20 protein-coding genes, 1 pseudogene and 1 CRISPR repeat array are annotated in these 24,209 nt (G+C 58.2%); of the genes and pseudogenes, 3 read left to right on the forward strand and 18 right to left on the reverse strand.

Annotated elements, in window-relative coordinates; genetic code table 11:
- Nucleotides 1-93 precede the first annotated feature (93 nt).
- The 3 genes from mgtE to ACYQ0Z_RS08360 form a co-directional block, all read right to left on the reverse strand.
- Nucleotides 94-1,455 (reverse strand): magnesium transporter, encoded by a 1,362-nt coding sequence (mgtE, locus tag ACYQ0Z_RS08350; protein ID WP_459866637.1) that lies wholly within the window; start codon nt 1,453-1,455, stop codon nt 94-96.
- Nucleotides 1,456-1,610: 155 nt separating this feature from the next.
- On the reverse strand, nt 1,611-2,432 hold the full coding sequence (locus ACYQ0Z_RS08355; protein WP_459866640.1) for a HAMP domain-containing protein: 822 nt from the start codon (nt 2,430-2,432) through the stop codon (nt 1,611-1,613).
- Nucleotides 2,433-2,585: 153 nt separating this feature from the next.
- Nucleotides 2,586-2,726, reverse strand: coding sequence for a hypothetical protein (locus tag ACYQ0Z_RS08360; protein ID WP_459866643.1), 141 nt, complete (start codon nt 2,724-2,726; stop codon nt 2,586-2,588).
- Nucleotides 2,727-3,642: 916 nt separating this feature from the next.
- Between ACYQ0Z_RS08360 and ACYQ0Z_RS08365 the strand changes: the two genes are divergently transcribed.
- A complete protein-coding gene (locus ACYQ0Z_RS08365; protein WP_459866646.1) occupies nt 3,643-4,812 on the forward strand; it encodes an SH3 domain-containing protein in 1,170 nt (389 codons plus the stop codon).
- 92 nt (nt 4,813-4,904) lie between these two features.
- Here the strand turns inward: ACYQ0Z_RS08365 and ACYQ0Z_RS08370 are convergent, their stop codons facing one another.
- Nucleotides 4,905-6,392 carry an IS1182 family transposase gene (locus tag ACYQ0Z_RS08370; protein WP_459866649.1) on the reverse strand — a complete coding sequence of 496 codons (1,488 nt, stop codon included), beginning with the start codon at nt 6,390-6,392 and terminating at the stop codon, nt 4,905-4,907.
- Between the two features lie 97 nt (nt 6,393-6,489).
- Nucleotides 6,490-6,909: pseudogene (locus ACYQ0Z_RS08375) on the reverse strand (N-acetylmuramoyl-L-alanine amidase family protein); the annotation flags it as partial.
- Nucleotides 6,910-7,987: 1,078 nt separating this feature from the next.
- Between ACYQ0Z_RS08375 and ACYQ0Z_RS08380 the strand changes: the two are divergent.
- Nucleotides 7,988-8,113: a hypothetical protein gene (locus ACYQ0Z_RS08380; protein ID WP_459866652.1), complete on the forward strand. Its 126-nt coding sequence runs from the start codon at nt 7,988-7,990 to the stop codon at nt 8,111-8,113.
- 347 nt (nt 8,114-8,460) lie between these two features.
- Here ACYQ0Z_RS08380 and ACYQ0Z_RS08385 read toward each other — a convergent pair whose 3' ends face one another.
- The 4 genes from ACYQ0Z_RS08385 to ACYQ0Z_RS08400 all read right to left on the reverse strand — a co-directional run bounded on the left by ACYQ0Z_RS08385 (nt 8,461) and on the right by ACYQ0Z_RS08400 (nt 14,633).
- Nucleotides 8,461-8,676 carry a WYL domain-containing protein gene (locus ACYQ0Z_RS08385; RefSeq protein WP_459866655.1) on the reverse strand — a complete coding sequence of 72 codons (216 nt, stop codon included), beginning with the start codon at nt 8,674-8,676 and terminating at the stop codon, nt 8,461-8,463.
- A 111-nt stretch (nt 8,677-8,787) separates the two neighbouring features.
- Complete coding sequence (locus tag ACYQ0Z_RS08390) at nt 8,788-9,111, reverse strand: hypothetical protein (protein WP_459866658.1); 324 nt, start codon at nt 9,109-9,111, stop codon at nt 8,788-8,790.
- A 1,146-nt stretch (nt 9,112-10,257) separates the two neighbouring features.
- Nucleotides 10,258-11,544 (reverse strand): IS110 family RNA-guided transposase, encoded by a 1,287-nt coding sequence (locus ACYQ0Z_RS08395; protein WP_459863884.1) that lies wholly within the window; start codon nt 11,542-11,544, stop codon nt 10,258-10,260.
- Nucleotides 11,545-11,709: 165 nt separating this feature from the next.
- Nucleotides 11,710-12,345: direct repeats of the CRISPR family, unit length 30 nt; unit sequence GTTTCAATCCCTCATAGGTAGTCTACAAAC.
- Between the two features lie 608 nt (nt 12,346-12,953).
- The gene (locus tag ACYQ0Z_RS08400) at nt 12,954-14,633 is read right to left on the reverse strand and encodes a ribonuclease J (RefSeq protein ID WP_459866661.1); all 1,680 of its coding nucleotides are present in this window, start codon (nt 14,631-14,633) and stop codon (nt 12,954-12,956) included.
- A 202-nt stretch (nt 14,634-14,835) separates the two neighbouring features.
- Here ACYQ0Z_RS08400 and ACYQ0Z_RS08405 point away from each other — a divergent pair, with 202 nt between their 5' ends.
- A complete protein-coding gene (locus ACYQ0Z_RS08405) occupies nt 14,836-16,056 on the forward strand; it encodes an ISL3 family transposase (RefSeq protein WP_459866664.1) in 1,221 nt (406 codons plus the stop codon).
- A gap of 31 nt (nt 16,057-16,087) precedes the next feature.
- On the opposite strand, the gene dapA is transcribed toward ACYQ0Z_RS08405, so the two are convergent.
- From dapA to ACYQ0Z_RS08450, 9 genes are all read right to left on the reverse strand, one after another.
- Nucleotides 16,088-16,957, reverse strand: coding sequence for a 4-hydroxy-tetrahydrodipicolinate synthase (gene dapA, locus ACYQ0Z_RS08410; protein ID WP_459866667.1), 870 nt, complete (start codon nt 16,955-16,957; stop codon nt 16,088-16,090).
- Between the two features lie 5 nt (nt 16,958-16,962).
- Nucleotides 16,963-18,201, reverse strand: a complete 1,239-nt coding sequence (dapG, locus tag ACYQ0Z_RS08415) for an aspartate kinase (protein ID WP_459866670.1) — start codon at nt 18,199-18,201, stop codon at nt 16,963-16,965.
- 16 nt (nt 18,202-18,217) lie between these two features.
- A complete protein-coding gene (locus ACYQ0Z_RS08420) occupies nt 18,218-19,237 on the reverse strand; it encodes an aspartate-semialdehyde dehydrogenase (RefSeq protein ID WP_459866673.1) in 1,020 nt (339 codons plus the stop codon).
- Nucleotides 19,238-19,347: 110 nt separating this feature from the next.
- Nucleotides 19,348-19,950 (reverse strand): dipicolinate synthase subunit B, encoded by a 603-nt coding sequence (locus ACYQ0Z_RS08425; protein ID WP_459866676.1) that lies wholly within the window; start codon nt 19,948-19,950, stop codon nt 19,348-19,350.
- On the reverse strand, nt 19,947-20,846 hold the full coding sequence (gene dpsA / locus ACYQ0Z_RS08430; protein ID WP_459866679.1) for a dipicolinate synthase subunit DpsA: 900 nt from the start codon (nt 20,844-20,846) through the stop codon (nt 19,947-19,949). The genes ACYQ0Z_RS08425 and dpsA overlap by 4 nt, the downstream gene beginning before the upstream one ends.
- A 145-nt stretch (nt 20,847-20,991) precedes the next feature.
- Entirely contained in the window at nt 20,992-21,258 is a 267-nt protein-coding gene (locus ACYQ0Z_RS08435; RefSeq protein ID WP_459866682.1) for a YlmC/YmxH family sporulation protein, read from the reverse strand.
- 108 nt (nt 21,259-21,366) lie between these two features.
- On the reverse strand, nt 21,367-21,816 hold the full coding sequence (gene dut, locus ACYQ0Z_RS08440; RefSeq protein WP_459866685.1) for a dUTP diphosphatase: 450 nt from the start codon (nt 21,814-21,816) through the stop codon (nt 21,367-21,369).
- Entirely contained in the window at nt 21,803-23,056 is a 1,254-nt protein-coding gene (locus ACYQ0Z_RS08445; protein ID WP_459866688.1) for a M16 family metallopeptidase, read from the reverse strand. The genes dut and ACYQ0Z_RS08445 overlap by 14 nt, the downstream gene beginning before the upstream one ends.
- A gap of 82 nt (nt 23,057-23,138) precedes the next feature.
- Nucleotides 23,139-24,140 (reverse strand): polysaccharide deacetylase family protein, encoded by a 1,002-nt coding sequence (locus ACYQ0Z_RS08450; protein ID WP_459866691.1) that lies wholly within the window; start codon nt 24,138-24,140, stop codon nt 23,139-23,141.
- Between the last annotated feature and the right edge of the window lie 69 nt (nt 24,141-24,209).

Consider the following 24,209-nt stretch of genomic DNA (forward strand, 5'->3'; position numbering starts at 1 on the left):
ACCGCCCGTGGAACTTGGTTTCCCGGGCGGTTTCATTGTGCCGGCACACCTCAAAGGTCCGGCCATGTCGCCCGCCGAAAGACGCAGGGGGCGTTACGCGAGAAACCAGGAAAGGAAGAGCCGGGCGATACTGAAATAGATGAGCAGGGAAATCACGTCGTTCAGCGTGGTGATCAGCGGTCCGGATGCCACCACCGGATCGATGCGGAGAAAATGGAGGACGATGGGGATGAGCGTGCCGGCCAGTGTTCCCACAATTAGCGTCAAGAAGAGGGTGAGGCCAACAACGGCCCCGAGGGCGAGGTTGTGCTGCCACAAGCCGGCCACCACAGCCACAACCGCCCCGCAGACTAGGCCGATGATGATCCCGCTGCCCGCCTCCCGCGCAGCCAGGCGAAAAATGATCCGCGCAGGGAGGCCCTCTTCGGCGATGGTGCGAATGACGATGGCCAGCGACTGCGTCCCGGTATTGCCCGTCATCCCGGCGATCATGGGCATAAAAAAGGCGAGCGCGACAACCCGTTTCAGCGTATCCTCATAACGGCTCACAATCGAGCCGGTGAGAATGCCGATAACCAGCAGCAATAGCAGCCAGGGCAGCCGCCGCCGGGCCCCTTGCAGCGGCGAAGTGCGAAGGTCGACGGCTTTCTGGCTGGTGGCGGACAACTTGGCCAAGTCTTCCCCGGCCTCATGGAAGATGACGTCCAGCACGTCGTCGACGGTAACAATCCCCAACAGGCGGTTCTTGTGGTCCACAACCGGCACGGCCACGAAGTCGTAGCGCTCGATGACACTGGCCACTTCTTCCTGGTCCATGTCCGCAGGGACGCTGATGACCCGCTCATACATAATGTCGGCCACGGGCGTTTCCTCGCGGGCCTGCAGCAGGTCACGAATGGAGAGAACACCCACCAATCGTCTGTCCTGGTCAACCACGTACAAGTAATTCAGGACTTCGGCCACGTCGGCAAAGTCGCGCAGCTTCTCAAAGGCTTCCCGCACCGTGATGTCGGACGTAACCCATACAAAGCGATCGGTCATAATCGCACCGGCCGTCTCGTGGGCGTACGCCATCAGTTGCTTCACGCGCGCGGCGTGGGTGGGATCTATCGACGTCAAAAGGGTCTTGGCTTTTTCAGCAGAGAGGCGGCCGAGCAGGGCGACCAGGTCATCCGGCGACATGCTGCTGAGGATTTCCGCCGCCTGCGCAAGCCCCAGCCTGTCGATCAGCTCCGCCTGGTGGCGGATGTCCAGTTCCTCGAGGAACGCGGCGATTTCGTCCTTCGTGAGGTGGCGGAGCAGCCGGCCACGCTCCCCCGGTGATAGCGCGAGGTACAATTGCGCCAGATCGTACGGCTGTAATTCGTCGAGCCACTCGCGGACGGCATACGCGTTCCCTTGGCGCAGAAGGGTAAGCCACTCCGCCACCTGGACGTTGGCATTGGGTTGGACCAAGGGGTTCACCTCCTTTCGTCGAACATGGCCGACAAAACCGCGGGGCGGCCACCTCAACGCGCCTCCCGGGCACGCCGAGGTAAGAGCAAACACGCCGAAACTGATGCTGACAACAACGGTAACCCTAACGTCCATCACCAGTGCGGCACCGGTAATCAAAACTGAGGCGGGTGCCCAGGTGTCCTTGGCCCACAATCGCGTCCCCGCCTGAAGAAAAGGCTTAGAATAATCTGCCGAAAGGAAAGGGTAAGCGGGAACAAGAGCAAGGTGAATGCCAGCGCGATCGGAGGGGCGTAGGAAAACGTGTTCGTCCCTTTCCTCATCATGAATGTTGCACATCCCCCGGCCTGCTTATTGTTCCCCCGAAGCGAACAAGAAAAATCCCACGCAGTGTGCCGCGGGACCCGCACGCAAGGCCCTATCCCCAGTCCCACAGGAGCGGCCGCGAGCCGAGACCCGACGTTTTCCTCCATCGCCCGCACTTGCGCCTCGGCACCGCCGGCCACCGCCTGCACGGACTGCGCAATCTCCTGTGCCGCCTGCGACGTCTGCTCGGCTCCGGCTGACAGCGCCTCGGCCGAAGCGGCCAGTTGCCGGGCGGCGTCCTGCACGTTATGGATCATTCCCCGCAACTGGTCCACCATCTCGTTGATGGCCTGGGCCAGACAACCCAGCTCATCGCGCGAGCGAATGGGCAGCGGTTCGATGCGCAGTTCGCCTTGGGCCACGCGCTGGGCCACCTCGGTAATGTGTCCCAGGGCCCGCGTCAGGTACCGGGTGAACAGCACCGCGAGGCTCAGGCCCAGAACGACAGACAAGATCAGCCCCACCGTCAGCACGACAACAGTGGTTCGGGCGTAGTCCAGTCCGCGATCGGAAACCGTCCGAAAACGCTTCTCCATCGCCCCGACCAGCGAGTCAATGTCCTTGTTCATCGCCTTGCCCAGGCTCGCCGTCTCCGCCACTGAACGCCGCACTTCCGCCATATTCCCGCTTACGATGGCAGGCAACAGCTTTGCGTAGATGTGTTGCCGATACAGTTCATATTGGCGCAACACGTTTTGGAAAACGGCGCGATCCGAACCCGACAGCGCTTGCGAAAGCTGTTGCGCGAGGTTTTGCAGTTTCCTTTATTCGGAGCTGAAGGCTTCGAGCTTGTCCGGTGAGGGATTCATTGCATACTCCAGCACGCGAATGAACACCACGCGATTTTGCGCCTTGAAATTTTCCATTCGTTCCATGACCAAACCGGCCTCTTGCATCGCTTTCACATGCTGACCACATTCCTCTGTCCCCACCAGACGAAAGCATTCGCGACGGCAAACAAGAGAAAGATCAAAAGAAACGTTCCTAACAATTTCTTCTTTACGAGTAAATCAAGTATCCCCTGCATCCGTCGCTTTTTATTTGCCATTTTTATCCTCTTCCTTACATAAAGTAAACCCGACAAATCTTAAAGCAAATAGGACTTTCGTCTCGGGAGGGGAAACCATGGAACACCCCCACAGAATACGATAACCGTCAAGCCAATGCCTCCGAACGTAACAAAAGCCGCCCGTGCAGTGGCGGCTTTGTTCCATGTGCGGTACGGCTAGCAGCAACCGTCATCGAAGAAACCGTCGTTGAAAAACAGCAACAGCACGATGATCACGATAATGATGGGGAAAAACCCTCCACCAAAGAACCCTCGGCGACGGGACACGGTTCCACCTCCATCTCACCGTTGTTTCGATCGACCCTGTCCCACGCCATGCTGGTTGCATCCCTCGGGGTCGACCTTATCTTACTCTATGCTTGCCTTGTCCGGCTTGAAATCGCCAAATACCCAGCGACACGCGGTTTTTGTTTTTTTCCGCGCGAGCGTACATCACTATCGCGCCGCATCAGATAACGTAGCTGACGCGGCACGAGCCAGGTCCATGCGGCGAGGAGACCTTGGTCTATGCGGATCCGGCCAACGATAGCGCAATTGCCGTAGAGAACCGGGTGTTCTTCCCGACTGCGAACAGGAAATCCATCCGGAAGCCGACGCCGAGGCGCAATTTTCATCAGCCGGAAGCTCCCGTGCCCGGGGGAGCTGACTCCTGCATGCGTCGACAATTCCTTTTCTGAAACAGACAGGATTTTTCGGATCAATGTCGAATGATGTAATGATGGAACAAACTTCAAATGAGGAGTCGATTCGCCATGAATGCCCGTTTCCAAACGCCTCGTTTGGCGGTCGCATTGGCGGTCGCGCTTCTCGCGTCATCCCTGGAGGTTCCCCACCCGCTCTCTATGGTTCATGCCAAGGCGACTTCCCAGGTCACTGTCACGGCCTCCGTCCTCAATGTGCGAGCCGGGCCGGGTACCCATTACGCCATCATCACCAAAGTTCCGCGCAACACGCGCCTGACGGTGCAGAAACAGCAGGGAAGCTGGCTGGCCGTACGCCTGCCAAATGGCCTCACCGGCTGGGTGTTCAACCAGTATGTGCAACCCGTCGACATTCCGGCGCCTTCACAAGCAAATGCCGGACATCCGCCAACAGGCGGAACAACCCCTACCACCAAAATCGCTACCGTTACCGCTTCTCGCCTCAACGTCCGAAGCGGTCCAGGAACCCAGTACACTGTTATTCATTCCCTGCCTAACGGCACACAGGTCGCGGTTCTTGAGGAACGGGGGAGCTGGTGGCTCGTCCAAACCGGTAGCCTGAAAGGGTGGGTCGCAAGCCAATACCTGCACGTCAACCAAGCGCCCTCCACCCAAACGACCACCCAAACGGTCGCTGTGACCGCCTCCGTCCTCAATGTGCGGTCCGGACCGGGAACCGATTACGCCATCATCACCACGGCGAAACGCGATACCTACCTGTCGGTGCAGGAACAGCAGAATGGCTGGCTATTCGTACGCCTCCTCAACGGCCTCACCGGTTGGGTGTCCAGCCAGTATGTGCGACCGGTCGACACGGATACGGCCACCGCATTCGCCTGGCCGGTGCCGTCGGCCCACGGCATCTCATCAGAGTTTGGCTACCGCACGCACCCCCTTACAGGGAAACTAAGCCTGCACAACGGCATTGACATCCCGGCGCCGGAGGGAACGCCCATTGTGGCGGCAGAGGACGGCAAGGTGATCGCCGCCAGCTACATGAATGATTATGGCAATACGGTCATCATTGATCACGGCGGTGGCTTGTGGACGCTGTACGGCCACATCAAGGAAGGCGGCATTCTTGTCCGGGTGGGCCAACAGGTACGGCGTGGGCAGATAATCGCGTTGGTTGGCTCGACGGGGAACGCCACCGGCCCGCACCTGCATTTTACGGTCTACAAGAACCAAGAGGCAGTCAATCCGATGAACTACCTGCGCTAAGCACAGAACGCTGGGATATCGCCGCGGCAAGCATGGCCACCGAATCATACGCGAAAACAGGCAGGTCTCCCTCTTCCCCTTGCCTCGTTCAGCTATCCCCCGTATAATGCCCCCGGTACACACCGGGGGCATTCAGACTGCAGACAAACACCCTCGGTGCCAACGCAGCCGAGGGAGTTTTCATGTCGTCTGAGTACGAAAAGGACACCGAAATGAAGGGCATGGCGCCCTGTTTTTCCTAACCTCCATAACCAATTCGCCAGCTTTTTTAAATTCATACAAGCAAAAACAAGCATCGCCTGCATTGTCACTTTTTCCAACCCTCGCAACGTGGTCCAACGCAAGCCATGCTTCTCCTTGAGATCCGCAAATACACGCTCAATCGTTTCCTTTCGGCGTGCATATAGGCGTTTATTCACTTCTGTATGGCGCAAGTGCTCCACTTCTTCCATGTAATGGGCCCAGATATGGCGGCTCACACGCTTAACCGCGTCGTGGCTTTCTGTGCACTGGGAGCGGAATGAACAAGATCGACAGGTCGTGGCATCGGAACGGTAGATTCGGTAACCCTCACGGGTCGTGGTTTCGTAGGTAAGCACTTGTCCGGCAGGACAAAGATAGCAATCGTAGTACTCATCGTACACGTAATCCTGCTTTCGATACCTTCCGTCTTTTGTGTGGGGACGGGTATACGGCATGACCGGACGGACCTGTTGGTCCAAGAGGTACTTGCAGATATAAGGCGTTTTATACCCCGCATCCACCGCGACAGCGCTGGGCTTTCCGACGTGCTTGACAGCTTGCTCGAACACATCCGGGAAAACCTGACTGTCATGAACGTTGGCGGCCGTGACGACGGCACTGACGACAAAGCCGTTTTGGTCGCTGGCCGCATGGAAGGAGTAAGCGAACGTCTGTTCCTTTTCGTTTTTGACAAACCAGCCGCTGTCCGGATCGGTGGTGCTTTTTTTCACCTCCTTCCAGACGGCTTTAGACTTTTTTGGCAACGGCTTTTTCCCGTGCGCTTCGCGGTCCTGGTTGATTTCCTCTTCGAGAAGTTCTTGATATTTCTTGCCTTCTTCCTGGACAAGCCGCTTGATGAATTTTCTCTTGTTGGCGTTGGCTTTGACATGGGTGGAATCGATATACAACACGGAAGGGTCGACCAGCCCATGATGGCAGGCTTCTTCAAGAATGCGCGTGAAGATCCTTTCAAAGAGGTCGGTACCCTTGAATCGGCGGACATAGTTTTTTCCAAACGTCGTGAAATGGGGGATGGGCTGGGTGAGATCGTATCCCAGAAACCACCGGTAGGCGAGATTGGTTTCGATTTCTTTGATGGTTTGACGCATGGAACGGATGCCGAACAGATACTGGATGAGCACCATTTTGATGAGGACAACGGGATCGATGCTGGGTCTTCCGTTGTCTGGGCAGTAACGATCTTCCACTAGTTCGTAGATAAACGAGAAGTCGATGGCGTTTTCGATTTTGCGAACCAGGTGATCCTGAGGCACCAATTCGTCCAACGAAACAACGGTAAGCTGGTAACGGCCTTCGGCCGATTGTTTTCTCAGCATGTGGCCACCTCTGCATGATGGGATAAGAACTCTATTCGACAAAAAAGCGTGTAGACCTTGTACCTCCCGGTACTTTGTCTACACGCTGAATGCCCCCGGTACACACCGGGGGCATTGCTGTCTCACGCAGGACATAGAAATTCGCCCGCTTCTTGCCCCGATTAGAGAAACCCGCGGCCGCCACAATCTCGGGATGGATGATATTCTGGTACGTGACAGACGCCGGAAGCGCGTCCGTGTAAACGTACGACTCGAAGCCCGTACCACCGCCAGAGTTGATATGTATGCTGAGGAAGCAGTTGGCCCCCCAGCTGTTGGCCATGTGAACCCGCTGCTTGAGGGAAACGGTCGTGTCCGTCTCACGACTCAGGCGGACCTCCACTCCCCTGTACTCCCCGAGCAGGATGGCACGCAGGCGAACGGCAATACCCAGCGTCAGGTTCTTCTCGTCACGCCCGTTCGCCACAGCGCCGGGATCGGAACCGCCGTGTCCGGGATCGATGAAAATGCGGATCATCTCCCCTCACCCTGCAACACGTTATTAATGAAAACGGAAAAACACGGGAAGCGTTGTCAACCGCTATACCCCAGTCAGCCTACCCCAAGCTATATAAACCAATATTCCACTTCTCTGACTTCTGCCCCGGAGAAGCCCGACATTGGACCGATCCGACTCATTACCCAAAGCAAACGGAAAGTCAGAAAATCCCGGCCGGTGAGCCGGGATTCTCTTGAGTGCAAACCATTTTCTCATTGCAAGCCTTTTTATGTTTTAATTTTTTTCAATATGGAGGGAAGATAACGGGATCCCTATACCAGATCCCTAGTCACAGTGGTGATCTTTTCCTTCCAGCACGATGACAAGCAGAATGAATAGCACGAGGATAAACTCAAAATCGTCAAATCGCCTAAAGAGGCCCATGCTAGACCTCCTTCCCATTTCGGTTACTTCAATATATGCAGTTGTAAGTTTAAATGGTTAAACATTTGTCCTTCTTGGAATACCATGTCCTTCCACACACAACGCCCCCGGCACATGCCGGGGGTTCACCGTGTAGATAAAGTACCGGGAGACACACAGTCTACACGCTCGTCCACTCGATGGATGTCGCCTGGAAGACCAAATGCAGGAATGGTTCAACCTCGAAAACCGCTCGTTTGTTGATGAAACGGTTCGCGTGGCGGTTCGCCCGTAAGCAAGGCCGGTGACCTTATTCATTTGTGGAGAAAGACCCCGACACCAGTACCCTTCAAGGGCTATCCGGTTTTGGCGGATCGTCTTCGATCTTTTCCATTGCGTCAAGAAGCACATCCGCACCATCAGAATGTCGTAGTCCGCCCGTTGGGCAAACTTTTCCAGGTCCATATCCACCACATAGCGCCAGCCGGCTTCCACATACCCCTGGCACGGCGCACCGCTTGCTGCACACTGCGTCCCGGTTGGAACCTAAATCTGGAGTCAGAGAATCCTGGGGCAAAAATGGGTGTGACTAGGGGTATTAAAATGGGCGATACAAGACGGACAAATGTTCAAAACCATTTAATTGTCCAACTTCATACAGTATAGCAACCGCAATGGAAAGGGGGGATCTAGAATGAGTTTTTTCAGGCGATTTGATGACTTTGAGTTTATCCTCGTGTTGTTCATCCTGCTCGTGATCGTGTTGGAAGGAAGGGACGGCTTCTTCGACAATCGCTGCGACCGTCGTGACCGATGCTGAGATTCATTGTCTTTAGAAAAAAATTCCCTCCTATCCTCAAAAATTAACCCATGGATAAAAGCCCGGCCAAGAGCCGGGCTTCAGACTGCAGACAAACGCGACAGCTCCGGACTGCTTCGGCAACAAGGAAGTTTGGCTGCAGTCTGATAGAAGTCTCTAAGTCGAGTTCCATCTAGATTCACCATTCACCTGCGGGTCCAAATACTTCGGTTTCCCGCACCAAAGGCAAGTCAGCCGGCCGTCGTTCCACCGCCACGTTCCACGGCCGAGGCACTGGCACACGTCGGTCTGGCTCCAGAGGACGAGGCGTATCGGATTGAACTGCGGCGTGCGGTCGTCCTGCTTCGTCACGCAGCACCGCCCTCCCTGGCCGGCATGGCCGCGAGGATGTTGGCCACCGCAAACGTGCGCACGGCGCGACGCTCGTAACAGTAGGCCCGGACGTGGTCGGCATCGACGTGCAGCAGCCGCACACGGCGCTGGCTAAACCGGCCGGCACGATCGATGTAGACGATGTCCACCGGCTGGCGACGGACCAGGTAACGCTGGAGATCGCGGAGCATGGGGCATCACCAAACACACGTTCGTATTAGGAACACCTGTTCGTATTGTACCCGAAACGTGGGCAACAGAAAAGCCCGGCTCATGGCCGGGCATTCGCCTCCTCTTCACCATTAGGACGCACGTTCGGTTAATAAGTGGGTGGCCATCTTAACTAATCCGGAAAGCATGCCTTGGTCTGTTTTTACTGTTTTTACTACTAATATTGCGGTAATGAACATGATCAATACGACGGTCACACCCAAAAAAATGTTTTGTCCCGTGGAATACGCGGAGAGTCTTTTTGGAAAGTAACTTCCAATTGCAAACCATAAAGCTGCTGATAACATGGTTCCTAATGCGTAGGAAATTGTATCTAGATCCAAAAGAATTGCAATCAACAAGGCTAAGGATAGCAATCCGATGCCGATCCATGAACCCTTTGCATTTCTCGACAAGTCACCTCACTCCTTACAAGCAAGCTGTACCGCATACGATCCCATAACCCGTCACGACAACCATCTCGCACACAGTTGAGGGACACGTGACCAAAAGCACCCACCGCAAGCACCTTTACAGACAATTCTCCATGCAGTCGGCATCTTGTTTTGCGCGTAGTTCCCATACCCGGTGGCGCTCAATTCACTATTCAATGTATATTCCACTTTTCTGGCTTCTTGGGATAGCCTTTGATCTTCACAGCGTTGTTGGAGTTGTCAATAAACCCGCTTACCGCAGCAACGCGGGCATCGTCGTCTGACCCACTCCCAAACCGCGTCAGAACAATCTTTTTGCATCACGATCACTAGAGCGAAGAGCGAGGATTAAAATGGAAGTATGATCTCGCCGAGCCACACGGAAGCCGAGGATCCTTGCGCTGCAAGGGTTCTCGGCTTTCTCCATTTTTACACCCTGTTCAGGGAGCACACTTCAACCTTATCAATTCACCCAAATGCACTTCGAGTAACTCTGGCGCAAACAGTGTGTGGTCAAAAATGTGGTCAATGTGGTCAACGATCCTCGGGAATTGGTCGCCACAAACCCCGATGGGAGAGACGACACGGTACGTTTTCAGCAAGTTTCAATCCCTCATAGGTAGTCTACAAACTTGGTACCATTGAGTGGGGTGTGCAAACGAAAGACCAAGTTTCAATCCCTCATAGGTAGTCTACAAACTTTTCGTGTACGGCGAAAACTTCCTGCCGAATAGTGAGTTTCAATCCCTCCCTCAAGCAAAAAGCTATTTTCTTCGTTTTGCTCACCCATTTGCACGTTTACTCCCTCGGCGAAATCAGAATTATTTCCTATTTGTTGATTATAAGTTGAATATTGGTTTGAGGGGTGCTGTTGAGGGAAAAGATCAACGAACTTCCATTTATTAGGCCGTTCCTAGGCCTCCCCTGTTTTCCCTCGCAGCTACCCTCCCATATCTCACGGAGTCTTGTGCCCACCACATTCCTTCGTCCAACCTGTCGAGGGAGGAGGCCACGTTTGCTCCTAGGCAGGGTCTCAGCCCGAATGGATTGAAATACCGGCTCTCTGCGTGCACGAATGAGCGAGAACGGATCAAGGCGTTCGTCACACCATCAGGAGCATTCCTGACCCTAGGCGACGAGACCTACCGTCGCAATGGATTGCGGAGGTTTGGGCATTCGGCTGGCATCGTAGCGGATCTTGCGCGTCCCCAGAACATAGAGCAGGCGAATCAACCGGCAGCACAACGCAACGAGAGATTGTTTGGGTTTCAGCGGGTTTGGGCGTTCCTTCGTGTAATAGCGATGCAAGGCCCGGAACTCCGCATTTTTGGCCACCAGCACGAAGACACAGCGGTACAGAAGCGCGCGCAGGCGCGCACGTCCGCGCTTGGAAATGCGCGTTTTGCCTACGTGTTTCCCGGAGCGGTTTTCGACGATGTTCAGCCCTGCCAGCTTGCGAATTTGCCGCCAGTCGCGGTATTGGCGCAAGTCACCCGTCTCGGCCAGAAACCCCGCCACCGTCATTTCGCTGACGACGGGAATGCTCAGCATTTCCATAGCCCCGGGAATGCGCTTGAGGAGCTCTGCGATTGCCTGCTCAATCTCCTCAAGCTGCTGGCGCAGGAGGTCGTATTCTTGCAACCAGCAGTGAAGCGAAAGGCGCGCGGCATGCAGGCCTTGGGTCAGACCGATGGAACGCTCGGCGCTTGCGCGCAAGGAACGAGCGCGCGAAAGTCCCACGGCCCGCTGTACCCCGTGTTCTCGCCACTGGCGAACCAGCTCCTCGGGCGTATACGCACATACATCTTGCGGAAGCGGGAAGAGACGAAGCGACACGAGGGCCGTTTTGCTTTCCCAGTCCGGGAACACATCTAGGAACTCCGGGAAGTACTGGTCCAACCAGCGGCGGATGCGCGCGTGCAGGCGCTGAAGGTTCTTCATGAGCTGGTGGCGGAGATGAACAAGGCCGCGCAGCTCGGCGAAATCGCCTTGCGGCCATGTGGGAATGACGAAATGCCCGTCTTTGATGAGCTTGCCAATGACCAAGGCGTCCTTGCGATCGTTTTTGGTCGGCGAGTTGTCTACAAACTCTTTGGTTTGCTTGACATGGAAGGGGTTGACAAGGACGACCGGGACATCGCAAGCACGCAAATAAGCGGCAAGGTTCAGCCAGTAATGACCGGTCGGCTCCATGCCGACCACGACCTCTGAAAGCCCGTGTTTCGCCTGCAGCTGGCGGATCCACTTTAAGAACACCTCAAACCCCTCAAGTCGGTTGTCAAAGATCAACGGTTCGCCAAGGATGTGCCCACGCCAGTTAATCGCACGTGCCACGTGTTTCTGGGACGCGATGTCAACGGCTACGATGAGCGTGGAATCGTTAATGGTGGCAAGCTTGCGATTTTGTGCTATCATAGGGGTACTACCTCCTGATTTTCGTGGTGGTGGATTCTTTCGACACCACCACGATATCAGGAGGTTTTCGTTTTGTTCAAACCCCCGTTTGTTTCATTACAGGAATGCTCATAGGTAGTCTACAAACCGCGCGAGACGGATGCTCGATGAACTGAGGGCGTTCGTGTTTCAATCCCTCATAGGTAGTCTACAAACGATCGAGAAAGCGCTCAGCGATCCGGATTTTCTGATGTTTCAATCCCTCATAGGTAGTCTACAAACAACGAGCTGGCGCCGCACGCGCTGGAGCGAAACGAACGGTTTCAATCCCTCATAGGTAGTCTACAAACAGGAGTTGAGCTACCTTCCCCTTCGTGCGGCGCTCCGGTTTCAATCCCTCATAGGTAGTCTACAAACTCCTCATTTTCTAGGGTTGTGATGTGTGTAAAAGCGTTTCAATCCCTCATAGGTAGTCTACAAACGCGCGTATTTCAAGTATTCAAAAGCCAAAAGGATCTTCAGTTTCAATCCCTCATAGGTAGTCTACAAACCTGGTGAAGGAGGGCGGCGAAACCGCCCTCCCCACGGTTTCAATCCCTCATAGGTAGTCTACAAACCTCTTCACGTTGCCGGAGCAGGTGCATGCCGTACTCCAGTTTCAATCCCTCATAGGTAGTCTACAAACAAGTAGGCCACGCGCAGCCTCTTACCCTCGCCGTCCAGTTTCAATCCCTCATAGGTAGTCTACAAACATCAGGCTCCCGATCGCCGCCGTCATGGCACCGATCACCAGTTTCAATCCCTCATAGGTAGTCTACAAACCCCAGAAAACCCTATCATCGTGGGATACCAAAAAATGACGAAATAAGAACGAAATCTTACGAAAACATTCTACACCACAACAATCCATATGACAAGCGCATTTTCGAGTTCTGGAGAGTTCGCAGACATGTCGTCGACCCCCAGGGGTTTTTGCACTACTGGAGGTCGACGACAATCAGATCAAGTTTAAGGCTATCGCCAATTTGCGAAGAGCAGCAGCCTTAATGCGCCTCCCCTGCCGTTTACTATAGCCAAGCTTTTCGTAAATGGCTAAGTCCGAGCGAATAAGCGTCGAAAAATATTTTAGCTCGATTAATTCCCGTTCTCCCTCATTCAACGTGTCCAATGCACGTTTGATCCGCTGTACCAACCTCTGGGACACGCGAGCGTAACCATTACCCTTGACACGTACTCGCACGTTCTCCCCAACATGCAGAAGCGTCTCGCCGACCATTTCGAAAGTGCCCTGCACGCCCTCGATGACACCCGCAAATCGCTTTAGTCTACTAAAGGTGGTCAAAATGTGGTCAAACGGGGGACTCAAAAAAAGACGAGGCCGAGAACCCTTGCAGCGCAAGGATTCCCGGCTCCCGTGTGGCTCGGCGAGATCATACTTCCATGATGATGGGGAGAATCATCGGGCGGCGACGGGTCACGTCATAAAGGTACCGTCCTAACGCATCGCGCACGTTATTCTTAAGCGTCGTCCAGTCTTGGATGTTTTCCTCAATGCACTTGGAAAGCGTCTGCGTGACGATGCGGTTGGCTTCCTCGAACAGTTCCTCCGATTCCCGGACATAGACAAACCCGCGGGAGATGATGTCGGGACCGGACAGAATTTTGCCGTCCTGTTTGCTCAGTGTAACGACAACCACGAGAATTCCGTCTTGAGACAGGACTTTGCGGTCTCGCAGGACGATGTTGCCCACATCGCCGACACCCAACCCATCGATGAGCACATTGCCCGCGGGGATCTTCGGGCCGTAACGGGCCTTGCCGCCCGCAATCTCCACGGTGTCGCCGTTGTCCAAGATGAAGATGTTCTCTTGGGGAATTCCCACCTGTTCGGCGAGCTTGGCGTGCATGCGCAACATGCGGTACTCGCCGTGGATGGGAATAAAGTACTTCGGCTTGATCAGGTTGAGCATCAGCTTCAGATCTTCCTGGCTGCCGTGGCCGGAAACGTGCACGCCCGGATGCGTGCCTGCCGCGTGGTAGACCACCTCGGCACCGATACGGAAAAGCTGGTCAACCGTCCGCCCGACAAAACGTTCATTGCCCGGAATGGGCGTGGCAGCAATAATGACCGTATCGCCGGGCAAAATGTCGATCTTTTTGTGCGCGGACCGGGCCATCAAAGTGAGCGCGGACATGGGCTCGCCCTGGCTCCCCGTGGACAAGATGACCACCTTGTGCGCGGGGAGCTTGTTGATGTCGTCAGGATCCACCAGCATGCCCGGAGGCACTTTCAGGTACCCCAGGTCGATGGCCGTCTGTACGACGTTGACCATGCTCCGGCCGACAATCGTCACCTTGCGTCCCACTGCGGCAGCCGCGTCGATCACTTGCTGTATGCGGTGAATGTTTGACGCGAAGGTGGCCACCACAACGCGCCGTTTGGCCTTGCGAAAGACGTCCAAGATCGCTTCGCCGACCAGACGTTCCGATCCCGTAAAACCGGGGCGCTCGGCGTTCGTGCTATCCGACAGGAGGGCGAGCACACCGCGCTCCCCGATTTCCGCCATTTTGGCCAAATCGGCCACCTGTCCGCCAACCGGCGTCTGATCGAACTTGAAGTCGCCTGTATGGACAACAATCCCTTCCGGCGTTTCCAAGCAAATGCCGACCGAATCGGGAATGCTGTGGTTCGTACGGAAAAACGTCGCCCGAAATACACCGAGGCGGATTTCCGACTTGGGGTGGATCAGCACCCGCTTCGTCTGGTTGAGGATGCCCGCCTCACGCAGCTTTGCTTCTACCAGCCCGAGCGTCAGCTTCGTACCGAACACCGGAACGTTCAGCCGCTTCAGTACATAGGGCAGCGCACCAATATGGTCCTCGTGCCCGTGCGTGAGCAAAATTCCCCGAACCTTTTCCTTGTTTTCCTCGAGGTAGGTGATGTCCGGGATGACCATGTCGATCCCGAGCATCTCCTCCTCGGGAAACATCAGCCCCGCATCGATCACGACAATATCGTTGCCGTACTGGACGCAGTACATGTTCTTGCCGATCTCGCCGAGCCCGCCCAATGCAAAGATCAGCAACTTGCGATGATGAACCTTCGACAACTGGTGCCCCTCCTATAAGGGGTTGCCGTTACACCGTTCGAGCCGCACCCAGTCACTTGGCCCCATTATACCCAACGAGGGCGGATGTGGCAAGTTCAAACAGGCTCTACGCTAAAAAGTGTGGGATCTAAGAGGAAAAGGCGGTCGACGAGCCAAGGGATAGTTAGGCACATCACATCCCGAAGGAGGCTCGCGACCGCCTATGAACAAGCTTACCGCAGAAATGTTCGGCTTACAATCGTGGATTGTTTACCGTATCGTGCATCAATCCGATGGTATTCACATCTACGCCGGTCGGCCGCGTAAGGAAGCGCGGTGTCCGGATTGTGGACAGCTGACACGCCGCGTCTACGATCGTGCGCGCGAATGGAAACGGAAGCTGCACACCTGGTGCAACGAGAAACCGGTTTACCTCTGGGTACGTCCCCGGCGCTTCCAGTGCACGGCCTGTCGAAAAGTGTTCACCGAACGCTTTCCTGGTATTCGCCCCTGGGCACGCAGGACCGAACGGGCCGAAGCCCTTTTGCTCCAGCGCCTGAAAGCGGGCAGTTTCCGTCGTGCCGCCCAGGAAAGCGGAACAAGCAGCAGCACCTTGCGCCGTCTGCTCCTTCGGTACATAGACCAGCAGGTAAATCTCGAGGAAGCCCTCCGGGATGTCGATGCCTTCGTGCTTAGCATTGATGAACACAGCTATCGTGGCCGTGACATGATGGTTACGGTCACATGCGTGTGGCCAAAACGGTGCCTTTTGGCCATCTTGCCGGATGACCGCATGAAAACACTGGAGCGCTTTTTGCGCCAGCTGCCGGAGACGGTTCGTCGGCGGATTCGGGCCGTGTGCATCGACCTGAAGGATGCTTGGCGCCATGCCGTGAAGCGCGCTTTGCCCGGCGCTGTCATCGTGGCGGATCCGTTTCACGTCATCCAGGACGCGAATCGGCGGGTTGACGAAGCACGGCTAGTGGAACAGCAGGTGACCGGGGTACGCCTGCCTCGATGGCCGCTTTTGAAGAACGAGGACGACCTCACCGAACGCCAAGCTGCCCAGCTTGCCGCCATTCGGAAGCATCACAAGAACGTGGCCCACTTTCACTGGGTCAAAGAGCAGCTGCGAGACGTTTACCGTGCTTCCAATCGAGACGAAGCCGCAGCCATCCTGGACCGCGTGATCTTTGAGGCCCAGTCGGCAAGCGATGCCGCGCTCCTGCAGTGGGGACGCACGCTCCGCCGCTGGCGCGAGGCGATTCTGGCTTACCACACCTGGCGTGTTTCGAACGGCTACACGGAAGGCGTGCACACCAAGATCAAGCTGCTCAAACGAATCAGCTACGGGTTCCGCAACCGCGAAATCTATGTGCGGAAGATGCTCCTCGCTTTTATACCCTTGGCTTGGTTGACCTCCCATCCACAGTTATTGACTTAGAGCCGTTCAAACAGAAAAGGCTCCCGACCGGTTAGCGGCGCGGGAGCAACGTAGCCAGCTTTTTCTGCTGCGTTTCATCCAAAGGAACAAGCGGAAGACGAACACCACCGACGGGAATGCCCATCATGTTAAGGGCCGCCTTGACCGGCACCGGGTTCGGCGCCATAAACAGGCCCTCAAATAGCGGCAGCAGCTTGCGATGCAACGCGGCGGCGCGGGTCACGTCGCCCGTCAGGAAGGTCTCGATCATCTCCTTCATCTCCCGCCCGACCACATGCGACGCCACGCTGACAACCCCCACCGCCCCGACGGACATGGCCGGCAGCAACAGGTTGTCATCTCCGCTATACAGCAGAAAATCATCGGGTGTCTGTTCGATGATCGTGGCCATTTGCGACAGGTTTCCGCTCGATTCCTTCACGGCGACGATGTTGTCGATGGCCGACAAGCGCACCACCGTCTCCGCGCTCATGTTGATGCCGGTGCGGCCGGGAATGTTGTACAAGATGATCGGCAGGCGCGTGCTTTCGGCGATGGCACGGAAGTGTTGATACAAGCCTTCCTGGGACGGCTTGTTGTAGTACGGGACGACGCTCAGGATGCCATCCACGCCGGCCTCCTCGGCCAGTTGGGTGAGCTTCACCGCCTCCGCCGTGTTGTTCCCGCCGGTCCCGGCAATCACCTTGCCGCGCCCCCGGGCTTTTTCCACAACAAACCGGAACAGCTCGAGCTTTTCTTCCTTGCTCAGCGTGGGTGCCTCCCCCGTCGTTCCCGCCACCACGACACTGTCCGTCCCCGTGGCGAACAGGTGATCGAGAAGGCGCTCCACCGCCGCGTAATCCACCCGCAAATTGTCATCGAAAGGCGTCACCATCGCGGTGATCAGTCGTCCGAACAGCACGCCGTTTACGCCTCCTGCTCACCGATTTTATGGAGGTTGAACTTCCGGTGCAGGGCGCGCACGGCCCGCACCATGTCTTCCTGCTTGACAAGCACCCAGATTGTGGTGTGCGAGTCGGCCGATTGGAGGATGGGAATATCTTCCTCGGTCAGCGCCTCGGTGATCAAGGCCATCACGCCGGGCACACCGGCCATGCCCGCCCCGATGGCCGACACCTTGGCGCAGTGCGGCACCAGCTGCGGCGCAAAGCCCATCTCGCGCAGGATGGACGCCGCGCGCTCGGCCTCCTCGTCGGCCACCGTGTACACCACCGCCGTGGGATTGACATTGATGAAGTCGACGCTGATGCGGTGCTCGGCCATGGCCTTGAACACCTTGAGGTGGGCGTCGTACTCGCCTTCGGGCACCGGCACCTTGACCTGCGTGATGTTGGCCACATAGGCGATCCCCGTGATGGGGCGGTCGCGGAACTCCGCAGCGATGCGATTCTTTTCCGCAACGCTGGTGACGAGCGTCCCGGGGTCGTCGGAGAAGGTGGAGCGGATGCGGATCGGCGTGTTCGTCTGCATGGCAATCTCCACCGCCCGCGGGTGGATCACCTTGGCCCCCTGGTAGGCCAAGTTGCACACCTCGTAGAACGTCACCGTCGACAAGGGACGCGCGTCTTCCACGATGCGCGGGTCCGCCGTCATCACGCCCTCGACATCGGTGAAGATGTCCACGTATTCCGCGCGCAAGGCTACGCCGAGGGCCGTGGCCGTCGTGTCGCTGCCGCCCCGTCCGAGGGTGGTGATCTCCCCTTCCGGCGTTTGGCCCTGGAAGCCGGTAACGATCACCACATCGCACCGTTCCAGCTCGTCGCGGATCCGCTTGGGGTTGATGCTGACAATGTGCGCGTTGGTATGCTCGTCATCGGTTACGATGCCCGCTTGTCCGCCGGTAAGAACGCGCGCCTTGAGCCCCGCCCGCGCGAAGTCGGCCGCTAGCACGGCACCGGCAATGATCTCCCCGCAGTGCATCAAGAGGTCGCGCTCGCGCGGGGGAAGGAGCACACCCTCCTCGTCCCGCACCAGGTCAAGGAGCGTATCGGTCGCATAGGGCTCGCCGCGCCGCCCCATGGCCGACACGACAACGACAACGCGGTATCCTTCCTCCATGGCGCGGCGCACGTGGTGGATGACCCGGGCGCGTTTTTCCGGCGCGTTGACCGAGGTACCGCCAAACTTCTGCACCAGGATGCGCATGTGCCGTCCGCCCCCCTCACGCCTCATCCCGTAAGAAGAGATGTTCGGCAATCTGCACCGCATTGAGGGCGGCACCTTTGAGCAGCTGGTCGCCGACGACGAAGAAGTCGAGGGCGTTGTCAAAGGCCAGGTTCTTGCGGATGCGGCCGACCTCGACGTTCCCCTTGCCGGTGGCACGCAAGGGCATGGGATAGTGCCGCTCCGTCGGGTTGTCGACGACATCGACGCCCGGGGCTTCCGCAAGCACGGCGCGAGCCGACTCGGGGGTGACCGGTCGCTCGAACTCGACGGTTACCGCTTCGGCGTGGGCGCGCAGTGTGGGCACGCGCACGGCGGTGCAGCTGATGCGAATCGTATCGTCACCGAAGATCTTGTGCGTCTCCCAGACCACCTTCATCTCTTCGCGGGTGTAGCCGTTCTCCTGGAAGGCGTCGATTTGCGGGATGACGTTGAACGCAAGGGGATGGGGAAAGACCTCGCACCGTGCCGCTTCCCCGCGGAGCACGCGGCCGGTTTCGCGCACGAGCTCCTCCATCGCCGCCGCTCCCGCCCCGCTGGCCGCCTGGTAGGTGCTGACAATCACCCGCTTGGCCCGGAAGGCCCTATGCAGCGGCCACAGGGCCACGGCGAGGATGGCGGTGGTGCAGTTGGGATTGGCGATCAGCCCCGTGTGACGGGCCAGGGCATGGGCGTTGACCTCCGGCACGACGAGGGGAACGTCCGGATCGTAGCGGAAGGCCGACGAGTTGTCAATTACCACGGCCCCGCGCCGCACGGCTTCAGGCGCCAGGGCCTTGCTCGTCGCGCCGCCCGCGCTGAACAGGGCCAGATCGATGCCGTCAAAGGCCTCTGGCGTTGCCTCCCGCACCGTCACCGACTGGCCGCAGAAGTTGACCGTTTTCCCCGCCGACCGGGCCGAGGCGAGCGGTCGCAACTCCCCGACGGGAAACCGGCGTTCCTCCAACAGGCGCAAAATCTCCTGTCCAACGGCTCCTGTTGCACCCACTACAGCAACGTTCAACCGCCTGTGTGCCACGTCGTCCTCTCCTCTCCCATACGGAATGCCGCGCTCCCCGCTCCCCAAGCGGTTACGCGGGAGTCTCTCGCATCAACTGGAGAAAAGGCGCAGGAGCGTAGCAAGTTCCCCTACGCCTGGGCATAGCGATACGTTTCGATGAGAACGGGCTGCAGTTGCCGGCCTTCCAGGGCTGCCGCCACCGTTTCCGGGATCAGGGCCATCCGCGCCACGAGGGAGTTGGGTTTCGTGTCGGGCGCGTCCTGGCCGAAGGGCACAAAATAGATGTGCTTAGCGGCAATGAGCTTGGCAATGTTGGCGGCGTTGAGTCCCAGGCCGTCGTTGGTCGAGATGGCCACCACAACCGGCCGCCCGTTGCGCATCGTCGCCTTGGCCGCCATCAGCACCGGGCTGTCGGTAATGGCATTGGCCAGTTTGGCCGTCGACGCTCCCGTGCAGGGGGCGATCACCATACAGTCAAGGGCTTTCGACGGCCCAAGGGGCTCAGCCTTGACGATGGAATCGATCACGTCGCGGCCCGTGATTTCGCGCAGCCGGCGCAACCAGTCGTTGGCGTCCCCGAATCGCGTGTTCGTCGTGGCGACGGTGTGGGTGACGACCGGGATCACCGTGGCGCCGGCGTCCACCAGCCGCCTGATCTGCGGCATCACCTCGGCATACGTGCAGTGCGATCCGGTCAGACCAAAGCCGATGGTTTTCCCCTTCAGGTTCACGGTGATACCTCCTGGTTCCCCATTTCTTCGAGGATCAGCCGGGCGATCGTGTTGGCCAAGATCTTTCCGGCTGTCTTCGGGGCGACGATCCCGGGCAAACCAGGGGCAAGAAGGGCCTTGATGCCGCGTTTTTCCGCGTACCGAAAATCGGTGCCACCGGGGCGCGACGCCAAGTCGATGATCACGGTATGCGGCGGCATGCGCGCGATCACTTCCGCCGTGAGCACGAGGGCCGGAATGGTGTTGAAGACGATGTCCACGTCGTGCACGCACTTGGCCAGCTCGCGCAAATAAAAGGGCGCATACCCCATCGCGAAGGCACGCGCGTAGTGTTCAGGACGGCGCACGCCAACGCGCACATGCGCCCCCAGCGCCTTGAGCCCTTGGGCCAGGGTAAAGCCCGTGCGGCCGAGTCCCAGCACGATGGTGCGCGCGTTGTGGAGGGTGATGTCCGTGTTCTGAATGGCCATCATGAGGGCGCCTTCCATCGTGGGGATGGAATTGTAGATGGCCACCTCGTCCAGGTCGAGCAATTGGACGAGCCGCAAGCGGTGCCGCTCGCAAAGCTGAACCAAATAGGGGCGGGCCATCCCGGTGAACACCAGTGTAGACGGTTTGAGCTGGGCGGCGTGTTCATCGCGGAACACTAGCGTGCTGGAGGAAAAGATGCTCTCCACATGGCCGTTGTCATCCGTTCCCACAACCGGAAGCACCAACACGTCAATGCTGGTCAGCTCACCGGGAACCCAACGCCCATTCGTCGTGCCCACCGGCGGGGGGTTGAGGTTGTCATAGCCAAACAGCGTCACCGTTGCGTCCAGTTCCACGCATTTGTGGATGATCTCCAGGTGACGGGCATCTCCTCCGGCAAACGCGATGTGGATTCCCGTCAACATGCGGGCGTTCCCCTTTCAGATCATTGTACTCGAAAATATGGCAATTGAAAACCACAAAGATCGTTCGCAACCGGGATCGCGCCAAGTCTGGTGCATTGTATTCCGGTGCGCTTCCAGGGGTGAATCGCCCACAAACCCGAGCGCGCTATTCCGCCGACGTGTGCAGGCCGCCGGTTTCCGCCTGGCTGCTGCGCACGATGATGAGGTCCGGGCCCACAGACAACACCGCATCCCAGGGGATGACAACGGCGGCACGCCGCCGGGGAAAGCCGAACAGGGACGGGGCCGCAAGCACAATGGCCTCAATTCGTCCGGAAGGGTCGAGGATCAGGTCGGCATCCCCGAGCACGCCAAGACGTTCGCCGCGGTCAAAATCGATCAGTTCCTTCTCCTTCAACTCCCGAAAGCGCATGGCCATCCCCCCTCGCGGTTTATGTATATGTTGCCGCCCGTCCGCGTTGCCTGGGACCCATCGGCAGGCACAAAAAATGCCCCCTTCCTGGGGGCGATCCTTCACCTTTTACACGCCGGTGTGCCCAAAACCGCCGCTTCCTCGCCCGCTGCCCGGCAGCACCTCCACCTCCACGAGCGCCACGCGGGGGACGGTTTGGAACACCAGCTGGGCAATGCGGTCGCCGCGATGGACGGTAAAGGGGGCTTGTCCGAGGTTGATCAGGATGACACCGATCTCCCCGCGATAGTCGGCGTCGATCGTACCCGGCGAGTTGAGGCAGGTGATGCCGTGCTTGAGGGCCAGGCCGCTACGGGGGCGCACCTGGGCCTCCAGTCCTTCCGGCATGGCGATGGCAATGCCCGTGGGAATCAACGCACGCTCGCCGGGTTGGAGCGTCACCGGCTCTGTTACGGCGGCCCGCAGGTCAAAGCCGCTGGCGCCGGCGGTCATCATCGCGGGGAGCGGCAAGTCTTCGTTTCCAGGCAGGCGCTTGATCATCACCTTATACAAGGGCATCCCTCCGGTAGGTGGCCGGCGGCGCGTCAAGCGGGCTCACCATCGCCAGCGCGAGGGGGTGTGACAGCACACGCTGGGCGACCCGCCGAACCGTCTCCTGGTTGATCGCTTCAATGCGCGCCAGAATCTCGTCGATGGTATAATGCCGGCCGAGCAACAATTCGTTTTTGCCCAAGCGACTCATCCGGCTGTTGGTGCTCTCCAGGCTCAGCACGACGCTTCCTTTTAGCTGTTCTTTGCCGTTTTCCAGCTCCGCGTCGGTAATGCCCCGCTCCTTGACATCGCGCAGAATGTTCGTGACGAGGTCGACCACCTGATCCACCTGACGCGGAGCCGTGCCGACATAGATCGTAAACAAGCCGCCGTCACGATAGCCGGAATGATAGGAATAAACGGAATAGGCCAAGCCCCGTTCCTCGCGCACCTCTTGGAACAGGCGTGAGCTCATGCTCCCGCCGAGAACATTGTTGAGCAGGATAAGCGAGTAGATGTCCGGATCGTCCAGGGGGAGCCCCGGCAACGCCAGGCACAGGTGGGCCTGCTCGGTCTCCTTGACGCGCACGGCCATACCGGCCTCAAATGCCGGCGGCGGGGGCGCCTTGCGCTCGCTGTGGCGGGAAAAGGCGCCAAAGTGCTTCTCGATTCGCTTGAGCACCGTATCGTCGATGTTGCCGGCAACGGTGATCACCGTGTTTTCCACGTGATAGTGGTCTTCGATGTACAGGAGCACGTCGTCACGGGTAAACGCGCGCAAATTGTCCTCGCTGCCCAGAATGGGGAACCCCAAGGCATGGCCGGGAAAGGCCGCCGCGGCGATGAGGTCGTGCACGAGTTCGTCGGGCGTGTCCTCGTACATGCGGATTTCCTCGATGATGACGTTCTTCTCTTTCTCCAGCTCCGCGGCGTCAAACAGGGAGTGGAAAAACATGTCCGCCAGCACATCGAGGGCGATTTCCACGTGCTGGTCGAGCACGCGGGCATAGTAGCAGGTATACTCTTTCGACGTGAACGCGTTGACGTTCCCGCCGATGCGATCGAAGGCCTCCGCGATCTGTCGCGCCGTCCGGCGGGTGGTGCCCTTAAACATCATGTGCTCGATAAAGTGCGAGATGCCGTTCGTGGTGCGGGTTTCATATTTTGAACCCGTTCCCACCCATACGCCGATGGATACGGAACGCACGGAAGGGATGGATTCGGTAATGACGCGCAAACCATTGTCCAGGGTATGCTTTTGAATCACGCACATCCTCCTTCGCCGTAGCTTCGGTATTCACTATAGCAAACGGGTTTACCGGCTTTCAATCGAAGCCGGGTTCCCTCGGTCACGGTTTCCCATCGGGGGATGAGGGCGTCTCCATCCGCTCCGGCGACAGGCAGGCGCTCACCGTGGTCGGGACAAGCCCCTTGTTGCGGATGCCGCGGATCAACGCCGGAAGGGCCTGCACCGTGGGTTCCGTCGGGTGCATGAGGATGAGGACACCCCCGTGCACATGAGGAACGATGCGCCGCACGATCGTCGAAGCCGGCGGCCGTTTCCAGTCGACGGTGTCCAGGGTCCACAGGATCGTCTTCATCCCGAAGGCCTGCCAGGCCAAACGCACGGTGCGCTCGTCGTAGTCGCCGGCCGGCGGGGCGAGAAGCGTCGGCTGAACCCCCACCGTCCGCTCGATCACCTCGTTCGTTCGGGCGATCTCCTGCTCAATGCGCGCAGTGGGGATGCGACTGAAGAGCGGGTGGGAATAGCCGTGATTGCCGATCTCGTGGCCGGCTTCGGCGATTTGCTTGGCCACGTCCGGGTTTTTGGCCACCCACGAGCCGTCGAGGAAAAAGGTGGCCCGCACCCCTTCCCGTTTCAGGACCTCCAGCATGGGGGCGATCCATTCCGTGCCCCACGACACGTTGACCATCAGGGCCACGGCGGGTTTCTGCGGATTGCCCTTATAGATCGGCGCCGGCATGAGGTCGTCGAGGTGCACCTTCGGCGGCACCTGCCGGAACACGAGCACCTCGGGACTCACCACACCCATGGCCCGCGTTTTCCAGTACGACTGCTCCACGTCCACCTCGAGGCCATTGTAGCCGGGAATCGCCTTCCACACCGGGTCAAGGCGGGCGTCGACGGGCGGTTCGCGCCGCGTGGCGGCCAGCTGCCGCACCTTGGCCATCCACGCGTCGTCCAGGGGTTCGTTCGACACCTCGGGCGCCAGGACCGCCCAATCGCGCGCAGGCGGGCCACCGGAAGCGAGGACCCACAGCACGCAAAACGCAACGAAGAGCGCCAGCGTCAGTCGCCCTGCGCCGCGCCGGTCGCGTCGGATGTGCACGCATCATCCCCCCTCCTCCATGCCTATGTCCGGGCGGGAAGATGCATGCCCAACACAATAAAAAAGAGG

It is taken from the genome of Calditerricola yamamurae, assembly GCF_054654135.1.